The organism is Pseudomonas sp. GD04019, assembly GCF_029837695.1.
GTDB lineage: Bacteria > Pseudomonadota > Gammaproteobacteria > Pseudomonadales > Pseudomonadaceae > Aquipseudomonas.
Map to the genome: position 1 here is coordinate 79,724 of NZ_JAOEEA010000012.1, position 22,804 is coordinate 102,527.

The window sequence follows — 22,804 nt, forward strand, 5'->3', positions numbered from 1 at the left end:
AGGCGGCCATGGATTCCAGAATCGCAGCCGGCATCGACAGCGGCGCCTACACCGACCTGAACCGGCTCAACCAGTTCAAGGTCGGCGGCGACAGCGACGGCAACATCAAGAAGGTCGCCCAGGAATTCGAATCGCTGTTCCTCAACGAAATGATGAAGGCCATGCGCAAGGCGAACGAAGTGTTCGGCGAAGGCAACTTCATGAACAGCAACGAGAGCAAGACCTACCAGGACATGCACGACCAGCAGCTGGCCGTGACCCTGTCGACCAGCAATGGCGGCATCGGCCTGGCCTCGGTGCTGGAGCGTCAGCTCAGCCAGATGAAGAGCGGGCCGAAACGGGTCAATCCGTTCGCCCAGGTCGAGGCGCCGACGGGCGCCGCGCGTGCCGGTGCCTTCAAGCCGGCGGGCGAGGGCGGCGTTGCCTTGCGTGACGACTCCCAGCTGCTCAATCAGAGGCGCCTGAGCCTGCCGAGCAAGCTCACAGACCGCCTGCTGGCCGGCATAGTCCCGGCCGCCGGCGAAGCGCAGCCGCTGGCCGGCAGCGACTGGGTGCCAGCGCAAGCCACGGCGGTGGCGGGTGAAAAGCCGCTGAGCCTGGGCGACAGCGACGCTATCAGCGGTCGCCGCGTGGCCCAGCCGCCGCTGGCCAAGGGCAAGTCGGCCTTCGCCTCGGCCGCCGAGTTCATCGAGACCATGCTGCCGATGGCCGAGGAGGCTGCGCAGAAGATCGGCGTCGACGCCCGCTACCTGGTGGCCCAGGCCGCCCTGGAAACCGGCTGGGGCAAGTCGATCATTCGCCAGGCCGATGGCTCCAGCAGCCACAACCTGTTCGGCATCAAGGCCCACGGCGGCTGGGAAGGCGACTCGGCGCGGGTGCTGACCACCGAATACAAGGGCGGCGAGGCGGTGGAGGAGTCGGCGTCGTTCCGCGCCTACGACTCCTATCAGCAGAGCTTCAACGACTACGTGAGCTTCCTGCAGGGCAATGGCCGCTACCAGGAAGCCCTGGCCGTGACCGACAAACCGGAACGCTTCGTGCGTGAGCTGCAGGAAGCCGGTTACGCCACCGACCCTCAGTACGCTCGCAAGATCGCGCAGATCGCCCGGCAGATGCAGACCTATCAGGCTGTAGCGGCCGTCGAAAGCCCGACTACAAGGACCTGAGAGCTAGATCATGGCTGACCTACTGAGCATTGGCCTGTCGGGGCTGTCGGCGAACAAGACGTCGCTGGCAGTCACCGGCCACAACATCACCAACGTCAACACGCCCGGCTTCTCGCGGCAGGACACGGTGCAGGCCACGCGCATCCCGCAGTTCAGCGGGGCCGGCTACATAGGTTCGGGCACCACCCTGGTGGATGTGCGGCGCATCTACAACGAATTCCTGACGACCCAGGTGCGTACCAGCACGGCGCTGAACAGCGACGTGTCCGCCTATCTGGACCAGATCAACCAGCTCGATTCGCTGCTGGCCGGCAGCACCACCGGCGTCACCCCCGGCCTGCAGAAACTGTTCGCCTCGCTGCAGACCGCAGCGGAGGACCCCGCCAATATCCCGGCACGGCAGCTGGTGCTGTCCGAGGCCGAGGGCCTGGCCAAGCGCTTCAACACCATTTATGACCGCTTGTACGAGCAGAACGCCTTCATCAACAAGCAGCTCGAGGCGGTGACCGACCAGGTCAACCAGCTGGCCACCTCCATCGCCGGCTACAACAATGCCATCGCGGTGGCTGCAGCCAACGGCCAGGCGCCCAACGACCTGCTTGATGCTCGTGAAGAAGCCGTACGCAAGCTTTCCGAGTTCATCGGCGTGACCGTGGTGCCGCAGGACGACAGCAGCTACAACCTGTTCATCGGCTCCGGCCAGCCGCTGGTAGTGGGCGCCACCGCCTCGCGCCTGGAAGTGGTGCCGGGGCAGTCCGACCCGCTGCGCGCCGAGGTGCAGTTCGTCAGCGGCAACTCACGCCAGGGCATCACCTCGCTGATCACTGGCGGGGAGATGGGCGGACTGATCCGCTACCGCGAAGACGTACTGGACGAGTCGCTGAATGCCGTCGGGCGTCTGGCTCTTTCGATTGCCGATCAGGTCAACAGCCAACTGGGTCAGGGCCTGGATCTCAAGGGCAATTTCGGCGAGCCGCTGTTCCGCGCGATCAACGATCCGCTGCTGATCGGCCAGCGCAGCATTGCCCGCGTCGGCAACAGCGACCCTTCGGCCAACCTCAACGTGTTGATCGAGGACACCACGGCGCTGAGCACCAGCGACTACGAGGTCGAATTCACCAGCGCCACCGAATATGTGGTGCGCCGGGTCTCCGATGGCCAGACGGTGTCGGCGCTGTATGACGACGATGGCGATCCGGATACCCCGCTGGTCGCCGCGCCTTCTCCGTACGACATCACCAGCGCCACGCCGCTGGTGTTCGAGGGGTTCTCCATGAATGTCGCTGCGGGCACCTTTGCCGTCGGTGACCGCTTCCGGGTGATGCCGACCCGTACGGCCGGTGACGATATTCGTGCGGATCTGAAGAACGCGGAGGAACTGGCCTTCGCCTCGCCGCTCAAGGCCGAGACCAGCCCAGGCAATATCGGTACCGGGGTGATCACCCAGCCGAGTTTGACCACCAAGATCGACATCTACGACCCGGTGGTCCAGGCGGCTCTGGAGAACAGCCTGCGCACCACGCCGCCGCTGCGCATCGTGTTTACCTCGACCACCGGTTACGACGTGGTGGACACCACCGGCGCCGTGCTGAGCAGCAACACCATCGTGCCGGGGCAGAACAACACCCAGCAGATCACCGCTGGCACACCGCCCAACGACTTCACCTTCGAGTTCACCATCAGTGGCCGGCCCAGCACGGGCGACAACTTCACCATCGCCTTCAATACCAACGGCGTGTCGGATAACCGCAACGCTCTGAAACTGGCGGATCTGCAGAACAAGGCGACGATCGGTATCGACCCGAACTTCCCTGGTACCACCGGCACGAGTTTTACTGACTCCTACGGTGATCTGGTGGAGCGGGTCGGTACCCTGACCAGCCAGGCGCGGGTGGATGGCGAAGCGACTGGAGCCATCCTCAAGCAAGCCACCGACAACCGCGATTCGGTGTCGGCGGTGAACCTCGACGAAGAGGCGGCCAAGCTCATCCAGTTCGAACAGTACTACCAGGCGTCGGCGCAGATCATTCAAGTTGCGCGGACTCTGTTCGATACCCTGATCAACACCTTCTAAGCCGGATAGCCATCATGGTCATGCGCATCTCCTCCATCCAGGCCTTCAACAACGGTGTTAATGGCATCGGGCGCAATTATTCCAATGTGATCCGCACCCAGGAACAGATCAGCAGTGGCAAGCGCATCCTGACCCCGGCGGACGATCCGGTGGCGTCGGTACGCCTGTTGCAGCTGGAGCAGCAGCAGGCGTTGCTCGGTCAATACAAGGACAATCTGACTGCGGCGAAGAACAGCCTGACCCAGGAGGAAACCACGCTGAACTCGACAGTTACGGTGCTGCAGCGCATCCGGGAGCTGGCGGTGCAGGCCGGTGGTGGTGCGCTGTCGGCAGAGGACCGCAAGTCTATTGCCAAGGAGCTCGGCGAGCGCGAGAGCGAGCTGCTCAACCTGATGAACAGCCGCAATGCCCGCGGCGAGTATCTGTTCGCCGGCTTTCTGGGCAAGACCGAGCCGTTTCTGCGTAACCCCGATGGCACCTACTCCTACTTTGGTGACGAAGGGCAGCGCAGCCTACAGGTGGCCAGCTCGACGACGGTGGCCATCAACGACAACGGCAAGCGTCTGTTCGAGGATGTAATCAACGCCGATCGAGTGCTGGAAACGGGCGGGATCAACAATCCCGCCCTGGCCGGTCAGGTGCCTCCGCTGCCGGCGACCACCATTCCTCCAGTGCCGGCTGCGGATCAGCGGGTCTTCATGTCACAGGGACTGGTAGAAAATCAGGATACGTTCAACGCTAATTTTCGTGCGGGTGAGCCGTACTCGCTGGCGTTCGTTAGCGGCAACGAATTTCGTATCTATGACAGCGCCGGCACCGACGTGACCTCGGAGGTTCCCGGAGGTGGGCAGATTGATCCGCTGGCCAATGGTGGCAACGTTATCAACTTCCGTGGGATGCGCTTCCAGTTGGATGTGGTCTTGCAACCGGGCGACAACGAGCAGGACCTGGACAACCTGTTGGCTGATACCACCACGCCAGGCACCCCAGGCATCGGTACCCACAGTTTCACGCTGCAGTCTGCGCCGACCGAATTTGCCGTGACCCGCTCTTCTACCAACGCCTCTACGGCAGTGGTTGCCGGCGGCACGATCAGCAACCAGGCCACTTTCAACGCACAGTTCCCTACTTCCGGTGTCGTGCTGCGTTTTACCAACGCGACCGATTTCGACGTCTACGCCCAACCGGTGGGGCCGAGCAGCACACCCATTGCCACGGGCACGGCGCCGGGGCCCTATCCATCCACGTTCAGCGTGTTCGGCGCCGACTTCACGCTCAGTGGGGCGGCAGCGGCTGGCGATGAATTCGGCGTCAAGCCGCAGTTCCAGGAGCAGCGCAGCATTCTCAACACCATCTCCCAGTTGAGACAGTCGCTGGAGTCATCTCCTACCTCTGCGGCTGGGAATCTTGCGGTACGCGACGAAGTATCCATTGCCCTGAAGAATCTCGATAACGGCATCGGGCAGGTGCTTGAGGTGCAGACCGAGATCGGCGCTCGGCTCAATCTGATCGACACCACCGAGGTCGATAACGAGGATGTGACGCTGGTCAACAAGGCTGTTCAGGCCGATCTCAGTGAACTGGACTACGCCGAGGCCCTGTCGCGCCTGTCGTTCCAGACGGTCATTCTCGAAGCCGCGCAGCAAAGCTACGTCAAAATCGCCGGACTCAATTTGTTCAACCAGCTGCGTTAAGGTATCCGAACAAAATCCCTAGCGGCTGATCAGGAAACTGGGAATGAACATTTGTGTATTCGGCGCGGGCTACGTGGGGCTGGTCCAGGCTGCCGTCTTGGCGAACGTGGGACACAACGTGCTGTGCATCGAGAGCGATGCCGCCAAGCGCGAAATGCTGGAGAACGGCAAGGTGCCGATCTATGAGCCCGGATTGGAGGGGCTCGTGCGAAGCAACGTGGCGGAAGGGCGGCTGCGCTTCTCGGGTGATTTGGCGGATGCGGTCAAGCATGCCCGCATCCAGTTCATCGCGGTGGGTACGCCTTCCGATGCCAATGGGCGTGCCGATCTCACCTATGTGAACGACGTGGCCAGGGGCATTGCCCAGGCCACCGAAACCGATCAACTGATCATCAACAAATCCACCGCTCCTGTGGGTACGGCGGATGCTATCCATGCATTGATGTCAGAGACTCTGGCAGGGCGCGGGCGCTCCGAGCTGGCGGTTGATGTGGTGGCCAATCCCGAATTTCTCAAGCAGGGTGCGGCAGTCAGCGATTGCCAGCGGCCGGATAGGATCATCGTCGGTTCGAGTGATGCGAACAGCATCGAGGTGCTGCAGGAGCTCTACGCGCCGTTCAACCGCAACCGGGAAAAGATGATCATCATGGATCGGCGCAGCGCCGAGCTGACCAAGTATGCGGCCAATGCTTTCCTCGCCACCAAGATCTCCTTCATGAACGAGATGGCCAACCTGGCGGAGCTGTTCGCTGCTGACATCGAGATGGTGCGCAAGGGCATCGGTGCCGATCCGCGTATCGGCTACGACTTCATCTATCCCGGCTGCGGTTATGGCGGCGCGTGTTTTCCCAAGGACGTACGTGCCCTCAAGTCCTCGGCCTCCGAGGTCGGTTATGAGCCTGCCATCCTGCACGCGGTGGAGTCGGTCAACGAATCTCAGAAGCTGAAGCTCGGCAGCAATATTCTCGACTGCTATGGCGGCGATCTGCGTGGCCGTGTCTTCGCTCTCTGGGGCTTGGCCTTCAAAGCCAACACCGGCGATATGCGTGAGGCCCCCAGTCGCACTCTCCTGGAGGGTTTGTGGCAGGCGGGTGCGAGGGTGCGTGCCTTCGATCCTGAGGCTATGCCGGAATGCCTGCGTCTTTACGGAAAGCGGCCGGATCTGGAGCTGGTCGATAGCAAAGAAGAGGCGCTGGCCGGAGCCGATGCGCTGGTAGTCGTGACCGACTGGCAGAGTTTCAAGGCGCCGGATTTCGATTTCATCCGGCGCACGCTCAAGGACGCCTGCGTCTTCGACGGGCGCAACCTCTACGATCCTCAGGTAATGCGCCGCTACGGCCTACGTTACTACTCCATCGGCCGCCTCCCGGTTTAATCTCCCCCCGTAATAAGCAGGCTTCGCATGCGTGGCCTGCTTATTGCTATACCTGTATACAAGACAACAACACGTCGACTAATTGACGGTTCAGGTATCCGCGTCGAGGGAGCAGCGATGAAGGCGGTCATTCTTGCCGGCGGGCTTGGCACACGCATCAGCGAGGAGTCTCACCTGAGACCCAAGCCGATGATCGAGATCGGTGGCAAGCCGATTCTCTGGCACATCATGAAGATCTATTCCCATCATGGAATTCAGGACTTCGTCATCTGCCTCGGCTACAAGGGCTATGTGATCAAGGAGTACTTCGCCAACTACTTCCTGCACATGTCCGACGTCACTTTCGACCTGTCAAAGAATTCCATGGAAGTCCACCAGCGCTACGTCGAACCCTGGCGAGTGACCCTGGTCAACACTGGAGAGGACACCCTGACAGGTGGACGTTTGCGCCGCGTCCGCGAACATCTGGGCGATGAACCGTTCTGCTTTACCTACGGCGATGGTGTGGCGGACATCGATGTCAGTGCGCTCATCGACTTCCACAAGGCGCACGGAAAACCGGCCACGGTAACCGCCATCCAGCCGCCTGGGCGCTACGGAGCGCTCGGTATGCATGGCGATCTGGTTGATGCCTTTCAGGAAAAGCCTGCGGGTGATGGCTCCTGGATCAACGGTGGCTTTTTCGTTCTCAACCCTTCCGTCATCGACTACATCGAGGGCGATCAATGTAGCTGGGAAGGGGAGCCGTTGATGCGCCTGGCTGAGGAGGACAATCTGATGGCGTTTCGTCACCGGGGCTTCTGGCAGGCGATGGACACGCTGCGCGACAAGAATCAGCTGAATGATCTCTGGGTTGGCGGCAAGGCGCCCTGGAAACTCTGGCAATGAATCAGTTCGCGGCATGCTATCGCGGACGCAGGGTATTGCTGACCGGGCATACCGGCTTCAAGGGTAGCTGGCTGGCAGCCTGGCTGACCGAGCTTGGTGCCGACGTTGTCGGTTTTTCCCTCCCCCGTGAGCTGAATGGTGACGCTCCGCACTGGGATGCGCTGGCGCTGCCAGTGACCGATCTGCGTGGCGACATCCGGGATGCCGCCCTACTGCAGCGGGTAGTGGCCGAGTACCGCCCGGAAATCGTTTTCCATCTGGCGGCACAGTCGCTGGTGCGACCCTCCTATCGAGCGCCGCTGGAAGCTTGGTCGAGCAATGTCCTCGGCACGGCCAACGTCCTTGAGGCTTGCCGTCTCGCCGAGGGTGTCGCTGCGGTGGTGGTGGTGACGACCGACAAGGTCTATGCCAACCGCGAGTGGCCCTGGGGTTACCGGGAAAGCGACGAGCTCGCCGGTCACGATCCCTATAGTGCTTCCAAGGCGGCCACCGAGCTGCTGTGCGACAGCTACCGCAAATCCTTCTGGCATCATGCCGGGCCTCTGCTCGCTACCGCCCGTGCGGGAAATGTGATCGGTGGCGGCGACTGGGCCGAGGACCGTCTGATTCCCGATCTGGTTCGGGCCGTCCAGGCAGGGCAGACGCTGCAGATCCGCTCGCCATCGTCCACGCGCCCTTGGCAGCATGTGCTGGAGTGCTTGTCCGGCTATTTGTTGCTGGGCCAGCGCCTGTTAGAGGGGGATCGTGCCTGCGCCGAGGCGTGGAACTTCGGCCCTGCGCCGGAAGCCAATCGCCGCGTTGCCGATATTCTCGATGCGCTGCAGGCCCACTGGCCCGCTTTGAGTTGGCAGGCCACCGCGGGAGATGGTCTGCACGAAGCCCGGCTGCTTTATCTGGACAGTGCCAAGGCCCATCTTGGGCTGCACTGGACCCCCGTCTGGCCATTGTCGACCGCCTTGGAAATGACTGCCGACTGGTATCGACGCTGTCATGAAGACGGAGAAGTACCTACCCGCGATCAACTCGCCCGGTTTGCCGAGGCGGCTCAGGCTGCGGGGTGCGTATGGGCCTGACCCCGGTGGCCACCGCGATCGACGGCCTGCTGCGCGTCGAAGGTGACGCACACCACGACGAGCGCGGCGCCTTTGCGCGTCTGTTCTGCGCCCAAGAGCTCGAGTCGTTGCTCGGCCCGCGCCGCATCGTGCAGATCAACCAGTCCCACACTCGCCAGGTCGGCGCGGTGCGCGGCCTGCATTTCCAGCGCTACCCCCATGCCGAGATGAAACTCGTACGTTGCATCCGTGGCGAGGTCTGGGACGTGGTGGTGGACCTGCGCCGCGGCTCGCCCACCTTCCTGCGCTGGCATGCCGAGCGCCTGAGTGCAGCCAACCGAATCATGCTGGTGATCCCCGAGGGCTGTGCCCACGGTTTCCAGACGCTGGAGGCGAACAGTGAGATGCTTTACCTGCATACCGAGTTCTACCGTCCCGACGCGGAGGGTGGGGTGCGTCATGACGACCCGGCGCTGGCCATCGAATGGCCGCTTCCCGTGCGGGACCTGTCGGCACGTGATCGTCAGCATTCACTTATCACCCCGGACTTCGTTGGGCTGGCACCATGAATTGTCGTCACTGTGACGTTGCGCTACGGCATTCCTTCCTCGACCTCGGTCACGCGCCGCCGTCGAATGCCTATCTGACCGAAGCCGACCTGACGAGGCCGGAGCGCTACTACCCGCTGCGCCTGTGGGTCTGCGAGCATTGCTGGTTGGTACAGACCGACGACTATGCCGATGCCGGTGAACTGTTCGCGGCCGACTATGCCTATTTCTCGTCCACTTCCAGCAGCTGGCTGGCACACGCCAGCGATTATGCCGAGCGTATGCGTTCGACGCTCGCGCTGCAGGCGGATAGCCTGGTGATCGAAGTGGCGGCCAACGACGGTTACCTGTTGCGCAACTTCGTCGCCGCGGGGGTTCCGTGCCTGGGCATCGAGCCCACCACCAGTACGGCCGATGCCGCCGAGCGGCTGGGTATTCCGGTTCTGCGTGAGTTTTTCGGTGAGGCGCTTGGCCGCCAGTTGGCGAAGGAGGGCCGGCAGGCCGATCTGCTGATCGGCAACAACGTGTTCGCCCACGTACCGGATATCAACGACTTTTCCCGCGGGCTCAAGGCCGTGCTCAAGCCTGGCGGTACGCTCACCCTCGAGTTTCCGCACCTGCTGCGCCTGATCGAGCTGGTGCAGTTCGATACCGTCTACCACGAGCACTTTTCCTATCTGTCCTTGTATAGCGTCCAGCGCATCCTTTCCGCTGCTGGTCTGCGTATCCATGATGTTGAGGAGTTGGCCACCCACGGCGGCAGTCTGCGTATTTTTGCCTGCCATGAGGATGATCCGCGTACCCAAGCGGCGTCGGTGGAGGCCGTTCTGCAGGCGGAGGCCCAGGCCGGCCTACGCGACTTGACGACCTATCGTGGCTTCCAGGCCCGAGCGGATCGGGTCAAGGATGACCTGCTCAGCTTCCTGCTGGAGCAGAAGCGAGCTGGTCGGCGGGTAGCCGCTTATGGTGCCGCCGCCAAGGGCAACACCATCCTCAACTACGCCGGGGTCCGGCCTGATCTGTTGCCATGGGTATTCGATGCTGCACCATCGAAGCAGGGGAAGTACCTGCCGGGCAGCCATATCCCGATTCGTTCGCCGGAAATTCTGGACGAGATACGTCCCGACCTGCTGTTGATCCTGCCCTGGAACATCGCTGAGGAAGTGATGGCGCAGAACGACAGGATTCGCCAATGGGGCGGTCGTTTCGTCATCGCTGTGCCGGAGTTGGAAGTCGTATGAGCTCGCGCATCCACTACACCAAGCCCTCCATCACCGAGCTAGAAGTCGAGTATGTGACCGATGCCGCGCGCAATGGCTGGGGCGAGAACTGTTATGCCTACATCCAGCGCTTTGAGGCATCGTTCAAAGCGCACCTGGGAGCACGCCACGCGATTGCGACCTCCAGCGCCACCGGCGCGCTGCACATGGGGCTGGCCGGCCTCGGGATCGGGCCCGGTGACGAGGTGATCCTGGGCGACATCAATTGGATTGCATCGGCGGCACCGGTGACCTACCTGGGCGCCAAGCCGGTCTTCGTCGATGTACTGGCGGATAGCTGGTGCCTCGACCCTGAGCGGGTCGAAGCGGCGATCACTCCGGCAACCAAGGCGATCATCGCCGTGCATTTGTACGGCAATCTCTGCGATATGGATGCGTTGCTGGACATCGGTCGTCGCTATGGAATTCCCGTCGTAGAGGATGCAGCGGAGGCCGTCGGTTCTGTTTACCGTGGACAGCGTGCCGGTACCCTGGGTGCGTTCGGCGCCTTTTCCTTTCATGGCACCAAGACGCTCACGACTGGCGAGGGTGGCATGTTCGTAACCCAGGACGACGCCCTGTTCGACAGGGTATTGGCCATGAGCAACCACGGTCGCGTCGCGGGCAACCCCAAGCAGTTCTGGCCCGAGCTGCTGGGCTTCAAATACAAGATGTCGAACCTGCAGGCAGCATTGGGTTGCGCCCAGACCGAGCGCATTGAGGAGTTGATCGCCGCCAAGCGAGCTGTCTTCCAGGCCTATCGCGAGCGTCTCCAGGACCTGCCGCTGCGCATGAATCCGCAACCGGCAGACACCGTGAACGGCTACTGGATGCCGACGCTGGCGGCTGATGAGGGCGTGGCCTTTGACCGCGAGGCTCTCCTGCAGGCATTCCAGGCGGACCAGGTGGACGGGCGAGTATTCTTCTGGCCGCTCAGCCAGTTGCCCATGTTCGAGTCACGCCCCGAGAACAGCGTGGCCTACGGGCTGTATCAGCGGGCCATCAATCTTCCCAGCTATCACGACCTGGACGAGGCGAGCATAGAGCGTGTCGTACGCCACGTGCGCAGCGCATTCGCCATCTCCTGAGGATCGCCCATGGACCAATCCAACCCACATAACTACCTGGACGGCGAGAAACGCTACTTCAGCGAAATCGGCGACTATTTCGCGCAAAGCACCGGTAGCTTCAGCGAGAAGGCTCACGCCGTGGCGCGCTTCATGCCTCGCCAGTCGTTCAGCTACATGCTGGCGCGCATCGAAGTCTACAAACGTATCCTGCCGCTGCATGGTTCTGTGCTGGATTTTGGTATCCACCGCGGTGCGTCGTTCTTCACCTGGCTTCAGCTCAACGCCATCTACGAGCCCTACAACCACAATCGCAAGTTCATCGGCTTCGACTCGTTCAACGGTTTCTCGGCCCTTGGCGACGAGGACTCCGGAGGCGAGGCCATCGCGCTGAAGAAGCAGGGCGGCATGGAGTTTCCGGATGGCTTGACGGAGATCATGCGGGGTATCGAACTGCACGACCTCAACCGTCCGCTGGGGCATGTGCGCAATGCCCTGGTAGTTCAGGACGAAGCGGGAGCGGGGCTCGCCAGATACCTTCAGGAACATCCCGAAACCATCGTGGCCATGGCCAACTTCGGCCTGGGTCTCTATCAGCCGACACTGGAGTTGTTGACCCTGCTCAAGCCTCGTCTGCAGAAAGGCAGCGTGCTGGTGTTCGAGGAACTCAACCAGGCCAACTGGCCGGGCGAAACCAGGGCTCTGTACGAAGTCTTCACGCCCAACGAAATCTGTTTGCAGCGCGACCCGATCTGCCCGCATCTCAGCTACATGGTCTACGGAGGCTAATCATGCCCAGTGCCGTCATAGTTGGAGCTTCCATAGGCGGCCTGGTGGCTGCTGCCCAGCTCAGGGAAGCTGGCTGGGACGTTACCTTGCTGGAAAAGGGCCAGTCGGTAGGTGGCCTGTACGCGACCGTTGATACCCCCTTCGGTACCTGCGAGTTGGGTATGCACGTGCTTTATGTGAGTGCTGAGCAACAGGCATTGCTGACCGCGATGTTTGGTTCCGAGGTGTTCATCGAGAAACGCGGTGTGCAAGTGGATATCGGCGCTTCGTTCAACGCAGGCGTGCTCAACCCGAACAGCATTTACCCCGATGTGCGCCATCTGCCAGAGCTGCCCCTGATTCGCGAACAGGTCCTGCAGCGAAGCGAGCACACCGCCCAGGCCAGCGTTGCCGAGGAATCCCGAGCACGCTTCGGCGCCGTGGCGGCGGAGCAGGTGATAGCCCCGATACTTGAGAAGCTTTGGAAACAACCTGCGCAGACGCTGACCTCCGGCGCATTGCACTGCTTTTTCGACCTGAGGCGGATCATTCTGGCGGACAAGCCGCAAGCCGATGCCCTGAAACAGGAGCCTCGACTGGACGCGGTGATCGGCAACCCCGAGCAGACCCACCCGGCCGGCGAGGTATACGGCGGGCGTAGAGCACTGTTCTTTACTGCTGCGGCACATGACCTTTCCGACCGGGCTGTCAATTATCTGCGCGGGGAGGGCATCTGCGTCGAGCTGGGTTGCGACGTGCGCCTGGACGACGACATGCTGGTACGCGACGGTAAGCCGCTGAGCGCCGAGTTCGACGCCTGCATCATCGCCAGTCCGCTGGCCGCCTTGGCGCCCGATGTGGCGCAGCAGCTGGACAGTGTCGAGCTGTCGATTTTCTACTTCCAGATCGAGCCGCTGGAGCTGCCGGCCTACTATGTGCTTTGCCATGACAGTGGGCTCGCAGCGAGTCGCATCGTCAATTATCGAGCCTACAACTTCGACCAGGCGCCTCACCTTGACCGCGTGCTCGCGGTCGAGGCGGTGCACGAGGTCGGCCAGCCACCGTCCATAGAGCGCCTTGTCGCAGAACTGCAGCAGGTCCTGCCTGGCGTCCGCGTGCTCGATAGTCATGGATTGTCGCGTCGACTGCGGGTAGCCGTGCCGAGCCTGGCCAATGCGGCCAGGCTGGATGACTTGGCCCAGCGGGTAAGCGAGCGCTCGGGGTTTACTCTGCTCCACTTCACCGGAATGCGCACTGACAAGGGCTTGTTCTTCTCCCATCAAACCGTTGGAGCCGCATATGCAGCCGCACTGGACTGTTCGCAAAGGCTGCCTTGAAATCGCCTCGATGCCGTTCTACTGGCGGCTGAGTGACGGAAAGCATGCCGTACCAGGCATCGATGCGCGCATGCCGGTGCGGCTGCAGGTCAACGCCGAGTTCGATTACCTGGAGCTGGCACTGACCGCCAGTGAGCAAGCGTGCCTGGATCTCGCTTACCAGCAGGATGCCAATATCGGTTTCATCAACCCCGAGTCGGGGCAGATCGATACCTATGGGGCAAGCGTGAACGCCTTTTTTCTGGAGGCGGTGAGCGCCGTGCGGCCGGCGCGAATTTTCGAGATCGGTTGCGGCGCAGGCTTCAGTATCGAGTTCATGCGGCGACATGGCTGGCAGGTTACGGGTATAGACCCGTCCGAGTACTCATTGCGCTGGAGCGAGCGTCTGGGTTTCCCGCTGATCAACCAGTTCTTCGATGCGGATGCGCTCGGCCTGGACGCCGACTTCGTGTTCTGCAACGACGTTTTCGAACACGTGGGCACAGTGGTCGAGTTTTCCCGCCAGGTCTGCAAGGCGCTGGTCGCAGGAGGAACCTTCGCGTTTGCCACGACCAACTCGACGCAGGCAATTCAGTTCGGCGACATCTCGATGCTCGAACATCAGCATGTGAACATGTTCACCGAAGGCTCGATCATTCGAATCCTGCGGGCTGCCGGCTTCGGCGAAGTACGGGTTGGCCGGGGCTCCTATGGCAATACCTTCCATGTTGTTGCCCGCAAGGGCGGCAGTTCGTTGCCCGCCGATGGAGTGCAGGGCGACTGTGACGGCTATTTCGAGCGTGCGCAGCGCCGGATCGAGGCCTTCACGCGGCTGCATGCCCAGTTGCATGGTGCCTGTGGCTACTACGTGCCGCTGCGTTGCATCCCCTATCTCGCCGCGGTAGGCGACTACGGCGATCACGATCTCTTCGATTCCAACACCAGTTGGCATGGCAAGTACATTGATGGCTACCAGAGGCCGATTCGCTCACCGCAGGAGATTGTTCCGGAAGATGGTCGGGCGATCTTCATCGGCTCGAATACCTTCTATGAGGAAATCCGCAAGAGCCTTATGGCGCGCGGCGTTCCGGCCGGGCTCATTCATGGCATCAGTACCCTGGGGGAGGTGTAGCGATGCCGGCTGCCCCCCGTGTTGTCATTTCCCAGTCGATGTTGTTCCCCTGGGTCGGCCTGCTGGAGCAGGTGCGCCTGGCTGATATCTTCGTGCATTACGACGATGTGCAGTTTTCCAAGGGTGGTTTCGTCAACCGCGTGCAGCTCAAGACTCCGGAAGGCATGCGCTGGATGACGGTGCCGCTGGAATCGCTGCACTTGGGCCAGCGCATCGACGAAGTGCGTATCGCTCCGCCGGAGCGTTGGCGCGATGCTCACATGATGCTGCTGCGGCGCAGCTTCTCCGGTGCGCCCTTCGCTGCGGATGCTCTGGAACTGGCCGAGGAAGTCTATTTCAGTGAGCATGCGCATATCGGTGCGCTGGCGCGTGCTTCCCTGCTCACGCTGGTGCGCTACTTTGGCCTCGATGCTGGTACGCGTTTCGTCGATGTGACCGAACTGGCTATCCCGGGCAGCAGCAGCGAGCGCGTTCTCGCCGTGGTGCGCAGCCTGGGAGGCGATGTCTACATCACCGGTCACGGTGCATCGCGCTACCTCGACCATCCAGGCTTCGAGCGCCAGGGTGTCAACGTCGAGTATGTGAATTACCGGCGCCTGCCTTATCCGCAGGCACATGGCGCTTTTACCCCCTATGTATCGGGCCTGGACCTGGTCGCCAATTGCGGCCGGGACGGCGTGCGTTACATTGCTTCCGACACCCTTACCTGGAGAGATTTCCTCAATGAGCGCGACTGACTCGTTCGATGCTGACATGTGCACGCAGATCGAAGGCCTGAAAGCCGACCGCGACGTCCAGGCGCTGTCGCGCATCTGGCTGCGGGAGACCTCTCCACATCGGTACGTTTATAACTTCAAATGGATGGGGCGGCCGATCATCCAGTTTCCTCAGGACATGATGGCCATGCAGGAAATCGTCTGGGCAACCCGTCCGGATCTGATCATCGAGACCGGCGTCGCTCATGGCGGCTCCGTCCTCTATTACGCCTCGCTGCTGGAGCTGATGGGACATGGTGAGGTAGTCGGCATCGATATCGATGTTCGTGCCCATAACCGCAAAGCCATCGAGGAGCATCCGATGAGCCGGCGCCTGCGCCTGATCGAGGGCTCCTCGATTGCGCCCGACATCATCGCTCAGGTCCAGGCGCTGGCCAAAGGCAAGCGGGTGATCGTCGTGCTCGACTCCAATCACACCCACGACCATGTCCTGGCCGAACTGCGTGCCTATGCGCCGCTGGTATGCGAAGGCGGATACTGCGTGGTGATGGACACGGTGCTGGAGGACATGCCGGCTTCGCTGCTGGCCGACGATCGGCCCTGGAGCGTCGGTAACAGCCCCAAGACCGCAGTCCACCAGTATCTGAAAGAAACAACGGACTTCGTGATCGACAAGGATCTCGAGGCGAAGCTGCTTATCACCGTGGCACCGGACGGCTATCTGCGTCGTGTGCAGGGTGCGCAGGCCTGATCGGATATCGCCAGTTCCTGGCCCTGGTTCTACGGGCGGCCCGCCGCCCACCGCAATGACACGGTGCATGCATGCAGAAGATAGAAAGTCAGATCGTGATCGGTGTGCCGATCTACAACGAAGGCGCCTACATCCTGGAGACGCTGCGCTCGCTTGCCGCGCAGACCCATGGAGAGTTCAAGGTGCTGGTGGCGGACAACGCCTCGACCGACGGTACCGAGCAGGTCTGCCGGACGTTCTGCGCCACGGATAAGCGTTTCACCTACGTGCGCCACGCTTCCAACCTGGGAGCCTTGGAGAATTTCCGCTACTGCCTGGAGAACAGCGATTCCGAGTTCTTCATGTGGCTGGGCGGCCATGACCAGGTGGTACCGGAATTCCTGGCCGAAACCCTGGCGCGGATGCAAGCAGACGACAGCGTAAGCCTGGTGTATGGGCATACCAGCTACATCGACGAACTCGGCCGGCCCCTGGCGCAGACCAACGGCGGCAATTACATTTTCGACGAGCCACTGCAGGCCCATGAGCGCTATCTCAAGCTGTTGCGGGCGCTGTATCGCTGCGAACCGGTCAATCAGCTGATCCGACGCTCCTGTATCGACTTCTCGTTCCGCCCGGTCATCAGTGCCGATCTGGCGTTTCTCTGCCATCTGGCCGGCCATGGCCCATTCGCTCGGGTAGAAAAGCCACTCTACGTGCGCCGTGAGATCAGCAAGCGCGACAGCACGCCCATGGAGCGGCTGACCGGGCAGAAGATCGAGGCGAAACACTACGAGCTGGCGGCGTTGTTCGTCGACAGCATTGCTACCCATCCAGCCATCGACCCGGCACGCAAGCCGCAGTTGATCAGCCAGGTTCTGCAGTGGATGGACGAGCGCTTCAAGGTCTTCAGTGCTCGCTCTGCAGCGCCGGTGGCGGCGTCTGCCAGCGTATCGTCGGCGGCCAGTGGGGCAGCTCCGTTCTTCAGCGTCGTCATGCCGATGTACAACCGCGAGCGCTATGTAAAGGAGGCGATCGATTCCGTATTGACGCAGAGCGATGCCGATTTCGAGCTGATCGTGGTTGACGACGGTTCTACCGACCGTTCGTTGGAAATCGTGGAAAGGATCGACGATCCAAGGCTGCGGCTGTTGCGCAATCAGCACGGCGGCGGTGCGGCGGCGCGTAATACCGGGATCAAGGCTGCGCGCGGCGAATTTATCGTCTGGATCGACAGCGATGACAAGCAGGCGCCGGGCGCCCTGGCCACGCTGCGCAAGAGCATCGCCAGTGTCGATGCCGATATCTTCTATGGCGACCTGGAAATATTCGACGAGGAGCAGAGCAATCAGGTCCTGCATACCCACTATCCAGACCACCTGGGACGGGACCTGCTACCACTACTGATTCAGGGCAACTGCCTGCCCAACCCCGGCACGGCGGTGCGCCGCGAGCTGTACGCGCGCCATGGCGGCTATGACACGTCCTTTACCCGCTGTCACGATTACCAGATCTGGACCCGGCTCGCCGACACCGCACGCTTCAAAAAGGTGGACGCGATTCTCTGCCACTGGCGGCAGCATGGTGAGAGCCTTTCCAGCGCCAAGACGCGTGCCTTCGAGGCCAAGGTGATCCTGGATGCCTTCGCCCGTTATCCGGTCAGCCGCCTGTTCCCCGATTTGGCCGATGACACCCGTGGCCAGGCCGAGGCCTGCCAACGCGTATCCGGCATCCTGCAGCAGTTGCAGGAGTATTCATCCGCCTTGCGTCTGGCTTACAAGGCGCGTGCTCTCGGTCATGCGGCTGGTGAGCTGGCTGAGCTGGAAAAGCTGGCAGGGAACGGCTACGAGCCCGCTTTTTCCATCATCCTCACCACCTACAACCGGTCCGATCTGCTGCGCGATGCGCTCAGCAGTGTCGGTCGACAGACACTGCGGGACTTCGAAGTCATCCTGATCAACGATAATGGCGAGCCGGTCGAACATCTGCTGGCTGACTACGACTTCCCTATCAGCTACATCCGTCAGGGCCGCAACCGAGGCCTGTCCGCAGCGCGCAACGCCGGCCTGAAGCAGGCCAGGGGCCGCTATGTGGTCTATCTCGACGATGACGACATCTATCTGCCCAATCACCTGGCGGTACTCGCCGAGGCGTTCGAGCAGCATCCGCAGAGCGTGGTGTACACCGGCGTGGAATACGTCAGCGAGCGCCTGGAGGAGGGGCGACGTGTCGAGCTTGGCCGCAACCGACCTTTCCAGCACGAGGTGTTTGATCGGGACCGCCTGTTCGCACAGAACTACATACCGGTGAACACCTGGGCGCACCCGCGTGACATGCTCGCGGAGGTTGGTGAATTCGACATCGACCTTGCTGCTTTTGAAGACTGGGACATGTTGCTGCGGCTGGCCACTCGCTACCCCTTCGTGCATGTGCCGACGGTCACCTCGGAGGTGCATACGCGGGAGGTTGGAGCGGGCGCCGATCACATGCTGGGGCGCGAGCGGAAGAATTTTCCTGCCCTCTATAAAGAGCTGTATCGGCGTTATGCCGGCTCTTCCAGCGAGGGCCTGCAGCACGAGCGCCGGCAGATGCTGGCGCGTCTGGGGGAAAGACCCAGCAAATCCAGCCTGGAACGTTGGTTGGCGGAGCGACTGCCGACGGAAACGGAAAATCGCTTAATCAGTGAGCATCTGCAGGCACATGGCGGTGGGCCGCTCATCGGTGTGGTGGTGCTTGATATCGACGGGCAGTCAGACAAGCTGATGGCGACTCTGAAGAGCCTGAGTGGTGATCGCTGCCTCTATTCCACGCTCAAGATCATCGTGCTGACACCGAGTACGGCCCCCGCTACTTCAGCGGCAGACAAATTGCACTTCATCCGCCTGGCTGGCGACGAGTTGGCAGGGCAGATCAACCGAGCGGTCGGGGAGGCTGATTTCGACTGGTTCATGTTGGTCCAGGCGGGCGATGAGTTCACGCCGAGCGGTCTGATGATTGCGGGCCTGGAATTGCTGGCCAGCCCCGAGTGCCGGGCTGTGTACGGTGATCAGTTGCAGCGTCTGCCGGATGGCAGCTTGGGGGGGGCTTTCCTGCCTGGCTTCAATCTCGATCTCCTCCTCAGTTTCCCTCTGGTAGCGGCCCGCTACTGGCTGTTCCGCAGGGATCTGTTTATCAGCATGGGCGGTTTCGACGCGCAGTTTGCCGAGGCCTTGGAGTTCGAGCTGATTACCCGGTTGATCGAGCAAGGCGGGTTGGTGGGGCTCGGTCATATCGACGAGCCCTTGTTGATTACCGCGGCGCCAGCGCTGCGCGACAACCCGGACGAGCGCCGGGTGATCGAGCGCCATCTGGCGAATCGGGGCTATCAGGCCAAGGTACTCCCCGGCCTGCCCGCGCGTTACCGGGTGGACTACGGCCACTCAACCAGCCCGCTGGTGTCCGTGCTGATTGCCGCCGATGTGCCGCTGGCACGCCTGCAGCGCTGTCTGGATAGCCTGCTGGAAAAGACCAGCTATCCACATTACGAAATCCTGCTGGTCGACTGCTCCACAGACGCCGAAACACAGGCATGGCTGCAGGCTGTTGCCGCTCTGGGCGACGCCAAGCTGCGAGTAGTGAGCTGTGCAGCGCCCGCGAAGGCGCTAAATGCTGCCGCAGCGGCGGCACAAGGCGAGTATCTGCTGCTGCTTTCCGGCGAGTCGGCGGTGATGCAAGAGAACTGGCTGGGTGAGCTGCTCAACCATGCCCAGCGCCCAGAAGTCGGCATCGTTGGAGCCAAGCTCCTGACGGCCGATGGGCGTATCGACCAGGCAGGGCTCCTGCTCGGCCTGGGTGGGCCGGCCACTGCCGCATTTGCCAGCGAACCAATGAGCGCCGCAGGTTATATGCAGCGCTTGCAGGTCGACCAGGACTACAGCGCGGTGGGCGAGGCGTGCCTCATGGTGCGCGCCGAGGTGTTCCGCCAGCTAGGCGGTCTCGATAGCGATATGGGTGCCTACCGCGATGTCGATCTCTGCCTGCGGATGCGCGATGCCGGCTACCTGACCGTCTGGGCCGCACATGCTGCAGTGCTGCATGAAGGGCAGCCTCGGCAGGCTCGTGTCGACGAGCAGGATAAGGTCTATCAGCGCCACCTGCCGGCGCTGGCTCGTGATCCGGCCTACAACCGCAACCTCGCACTCAGTGGTCGCGGATTCGATCTCGAGAGCGACACCGGTCTGACCTGGCGTCCCCTGACCTGGCGTCCCTTGCCAGTTGTCCTGGCGCACCCGGCAGACCCCTGGGGATGTGGCAACTATCGGATGATCAAGCCGTTCTCCGCGCTCAAGGAGGCTGGACTGGTCGACGGCATGATGTCCATGGGGCTGCTGCAGGTGCCGGACCTGGAGCGCTTCGATCCCGATGTGATCGTGCTGCAACGACAGATCGGCGATGAGCGTCTTGAGGCGATGCGGCGTATTCGTGAGTTCTCGCGTGCCTTCACGGTGTACGAACTCGACGATTATCTGCCCAATCTGCCGCTGAAGAGCGCGCACCGCTCGCAGATGCCCCGAGACATCCTCAAGTCGCTGCGCCGCGGTTTGGACCTGGTGGATCGTTTCGTGGTGTCTACCGCACCTCTCGCCGAGGCCTTTGCCGGGCTGCATGGCGACATCCGTGTAGTGAAGAACTACCTCCCGACGCATTGGTGGGGGGATCTACAGGGGCTGCGTCGCCAAGGACGCAAGGCGCGGGTCGGCTGGGCCGGCGGCGTCGGCCACACCGGAGATCTGGAAATGATCGTCGATGTGGTGAAGGAGCTAGCGGGCGAGGTGGAGTGGATCTTCTTCGGCATGTGCCCGGAGAAGCTGCGCCCCTTCGTTCATGAAATCCATCAGGGCGTCGATATAGACCAGTATCCGAAAGCGCTGGCGGCACTGAATCTCGATCTGGCGCTGGCGCCTGTCGAACAGAATCTGTTCAACGAATGCAAGAGCAATCTACGGCTGCTCGAGTATGGCGCCTGCGGGTTCCCGGTGGTGTGCAGCGAAGTGCGCTGCTATCAGGACGATAATCTGCCCGTTACCCGGGTGAAGAATCGCTTCAAGGATTGGGTCGACGCCATTCGGATGCATATAAACGATCTGGACGCGGCGGCTCGTGCGGGGGATCAGTTGCGGGAGGCAGTGCATCGCGACTGGATGCTCAGCGGCGAGAATCTGCTCCGTTGGCGTCAAGGCTGGACTCCAGACTAAGGGCGTTACACGCAAAATCCCGGCAGTCAATCGGAGATTGGCTGTCGGGATTTCGTCACAGTGGCTAGTTCTGCTGCTTTTATTGGTTAAGTCACTGATGTAAAAGCAAAAAAAAAATCAATAAAAAAGCAAAAAATCTCTCTAAAGCTCCTGCCTCCAGCGCCGATACAAAGTACGAATGCGAACTCTCTGGGCGTCTGAGCATGCAGGCCCGAGCTCGCAAGCTCAGACAAACGGTTTTACGGTCATCTGGAGGCATTACCATGGCCCTGACAGTCAACACTAACGTTGCGTCCCTCAACACCCAGCGCAACCTGAATACTTCTTCCAAAGGTCTGGATACTTCGCTGCAGCGTCTGTCCACCGGCTTCCGCATCAATAGTGCGAAAGACGACGCCGCTGGCCTGCAGATCTCCAACCGTCTGACCAGCCAGATCAACGGTCTGAACGTTGCTACCCGCAACTCGAACGATGGTATCTCCCTGGCGCAGACCGCTGAAGGTGCCCTGCAGCAATCCACCGGCATCCTGCAGCGTATGCGTGACCTGTCGCTGCAATCTGCCAACGGCTCCAACGGCGCTACCGAGCGTGCCGCTCTGCAGTCCGAAGTTGCTCAGCTGCAACAGGAACTCAACCGTATCTCCGATACCACCAGCTTCGGTGGCCGCAAGATTCTGGATGGTTCCTTCGGTTCGCAGAGCTTCCAGGTTGGTGCCAACGCCTACGAGACCATCGCCGTCTCCATCGGCTCCGCTGCTACCGACCGTATCGGTATCAACCGGGTTGAAACTTCTGGCGCAGCTGCTGTAGCGACTGCTTCCGGTGCCGCTTTCAGCGCCACTTCCGGCAGCGCCTACGCCGATTCCACCTTCGACATCGACTCCAAGCTGTCCGATGGCGCCGTGACCATCACTGGCGCTGCCAGCGGCTCGGCTAGCGAAGTGGCCAAGGCCGTCAACGCCAAGAGCGATGAAACCGGCGTTACCGCCAATGCTCGTACCGTTGCCGAGCTGGGTGGCATCACTGCCTCCGGTACCGTGTCCTTCAACCTGTACGGCGGCACCAGCAAGTCGCTCGATACCGATAGCGCTACCGTCTCCGCGGTGGTCACCGACACCAGCGATCTGTCTTCTCTGGCTGAGGCGATCAACAAGGAAACTGGCAAGACCGGTATCTCCGCGATCTCCAAAGGCGACACCATCGAGCTGACCAGCTCGCGCGGTGACTCGATCATCCTGTCCAACTACTCGGGTTCGGGTGGCGCGACTCTGCAGGCGAAGAGCTTCGATGGCGAAGACGATATTGGTACTGCTGCAACTGTCGTAGAAGGTGGTGGTGCTCGTGCCGATGGCCAAGTTCAACTCGAGGCAGCCGATGCCTTCCAAGTGACCGGTATGTCCGGTGGCCTGGGTGCCGACGGCTTCAGTGAGCTGGATGCTGTCAACACGATCGACATCAGTACGGCCGCGGGAGCACAGGATGCCTTGGGTATCATCAACGGTGCGATCTCCAACATCGACAGCCAGCGTGCTCAACTGGGTGCTGTGCAGAACCGCTTCGAGAACACCATCTCGAACCTGCAGAACATCTCTGAGAACGCCTCCGCTGCTCGTAGCCGGATTCGTGACACCGACTTCGCTACCGAAACTTCGGAACTGACCAAGAATCAGATCCTGCAACAGGCCGGTACCGCGATCCTGGCTCAGGCCAACCAGCTGCCGCAGGCTGTACTCAGCCTGCTCGGCTAAGGTCAGAGGCGCTAGACTGCGGGGAGAAGGGCTTGGC

At 61.6% G+C, this 22,804-nt stretch carries 16 protein-coding genes; all 16 read left to right on the forward strand.

What is annotated here, in order from left to right; all coding sequences use genetic code 11:
* Window positions 1-8: 8 nt before the first annotated feature.
* A complete protein-coding gene (gene flgJ / locus N7607_RS18530; RefSeq protein WP_279867310.1) occupies window positions 9-1,166 on the forward strand; it encodes a flagellar assembly peptidoglycan hydrolase FlgJ in 1,158 nt (385 codons plus the stop codon).
* Between the two features lie 10 nt (window positions 1,167-1,176).
* A complete protein-coding gene (gene flgK / locus N7607_RS18535) occupies window positions 1,177-3,240 on the forward strand; it encodes a flagellar hook-associated protein FlgK (protein WP_279867313.1) in 2,064 nt (687 codons plus the stop codon).
* A gap of 14 nt (window positions 3,241-3,254) precedes the next feature.
* Entirely contained in the window at window positions 3,255-4,934 is a 1,680-nt protein-coding gene (locus N7607_RS18540) for a flagellar hook-associated protein 3 (protein ID WP_279867315.1), read from the forward strand.
* Window positions 4,935-4,977: 43 nt separating this feature from the next.
* Window positions 4,978-6,309, forward strand: coding sequence for a UDP-glucose/GDP-mannose dehydrogenase family protein (locus N7607_RS18545; protein WP_279867317.1), 1,332 nt, complete (start codon window positions 4,978-4,980; stop codon window positions 6,307-6,309).
* A 117-nt stretch (window positions 6,310-6,426) separates the two neighbouring features.
* The gene (rfbF, locus tag N7607_RS18550) at window positions 6,427-7,197 is read left to right on the forward strand and encodes a glucose-1-phosphate cytidylyltransferase (RefSeq protein ID WP_279867424.1); all 771 of its coding nucleotides are present in this window, start codon (window positions 6,427-6,429) and stop codon (window positions 7,195-7,197) included.
* Window positions 7,194-8,270: a CDP-glucose 4,6-dehydratase gene (gene rfbG, locus N7607_RS18555; protein ID WP_279867319.1), complete on the forward strand. Its 1,077-nt coding sequence runs from the start codon at window positions 7,194-7,196 to the stop codon at window positions 8,268-8,270. Before rfbF ends, rfbG begins: the two co-directional genes overlap by 4 nt.
* Window positions 8,261-8,818 (forward strand): dTDP-4-dehydrorhamnose 3,5-epimerase, encoded by a 558-nt coding sequence (rfbC, locus tag N7607_RS18560; RefSeq protein WP_279867425.1) that lies wholly within the window; start codon window positions 8,261-8,263, stop codon window positions 8,816-8,818. The genes rfbG and rfbC overlap by 10 nt, the downstream gene beginning before the upstream one ends.
* A complete protein-coding gene (locus N7607_RS18565) occupies window positions 8,815-10,038 on the forward strand; it encodes a class I SAM-dependent methyltransferase (RefSeq protein WP_279867321.1) in 1,224 nt (407 codons plus the stop codon). Before rfbC ends, N7607_RS18565 begins: the two co-directional genes overlap by 4 nt.
* Entirely contained in the window at window positions 10,035-11,144 is a 1,110-nt protein-coding gene (locus N7607_RS18570) for a DegT/DnrJ/EryC1/StrS aminotransferase family protein (RefSeq protein WP_279867322.1), read from the forward strand. The genes N7607_RS18565 and N7607_RS18570 overlap by 4 nt, the downstream gene beginning before the upstream one ends.
* A 9-nt stretch (window positions 11,145-11,153) precedes the next feature.
* Entirely contained in the window at window positions 11,154-11,912 is a 759-nt protein-coding gene (locus N7607_RS18575; protein ID WP_279867323.1) for a hypothetical protein, read from the forward strand.
* A 2-nt stretch (window positions 11,913-11,914) separates the two neighbouring features.
* Window positions 11,915-13,228, forward strand: coding sequence for an NAD(P)-binding protein (locus tag N7607_RS18580; protein ID WP_279867324.1), 1,314 nt, complete (start codon window positions 11,915-11,917; stop codon window positions 13,226-13,228).
* Window positions 13,191-14,339 carry a class I SAM-dependent methyltransferase gene (locus tag N7607_RS18585; RefSeq protein WP_279867326.1) on the forward strand — a complete coding sequence of 383 codons (1,149 nt, stop codon included), beginning with the start codon at window positions 13,191-13,193 and terminating at the stop codon, window positions 14,337-14,339. The genes N7607_RS18580 and N7607_RS18585 overlap by 38 nt, the downstream gene beginning before the upstream one ends.
* Window positions 14,340-14,341: 2 nt before the next feature.
* Window positions 14,342-15,076, forward strand: a complete 735-nt coding sequence (locus N7607_RS18590; protein ID WP_279867328.1) for a WbqC family protein — start codon at window positions 14,342-14,344, stop codon at window positions 15,074-15,076.
* The gene (locus N7607_RS18595) at window positions 15,063-15,806 is read left to right on the forward strand and encodes a cephalosporin hydroxylase family protein (protein WP_279867330.1); all 744 of its coding nucleotides are present in this window, start codon (window positions 15,063-15,065) and stop codon (window positions 15,804-15,806) included. Before N7607_RS18590 ends, N7607_RS18595 begins: the two co-directional genes overlap by 14 nt.
* A gap of 71 nt (window positions 15,807-15,877) precedes the next feature.
* On the forward strand, window positions 15,878-21,019 hold the full coding sequence (locus tag N7607_RS18600; protein WP_279867331.1) for a glycosyltransferase: 5,142 nt from the start codon (window positions 15,878-15,880) through the stop codon (window positions 21,017-21,019).
* Between the two features lie 263 nt (window positions 21,020-21,282).
* Entirely contained in the window at window positions 21,283-22,767 is a 1,485-nt protein-coding gene (locus tag N7607_RS18605; protein ID WP_279867332.1) for a flagellin, read from the forward strand.
* The last annotated feature ends 37 nt before the right edge of the window (window positions 22,768-22,804 follow it).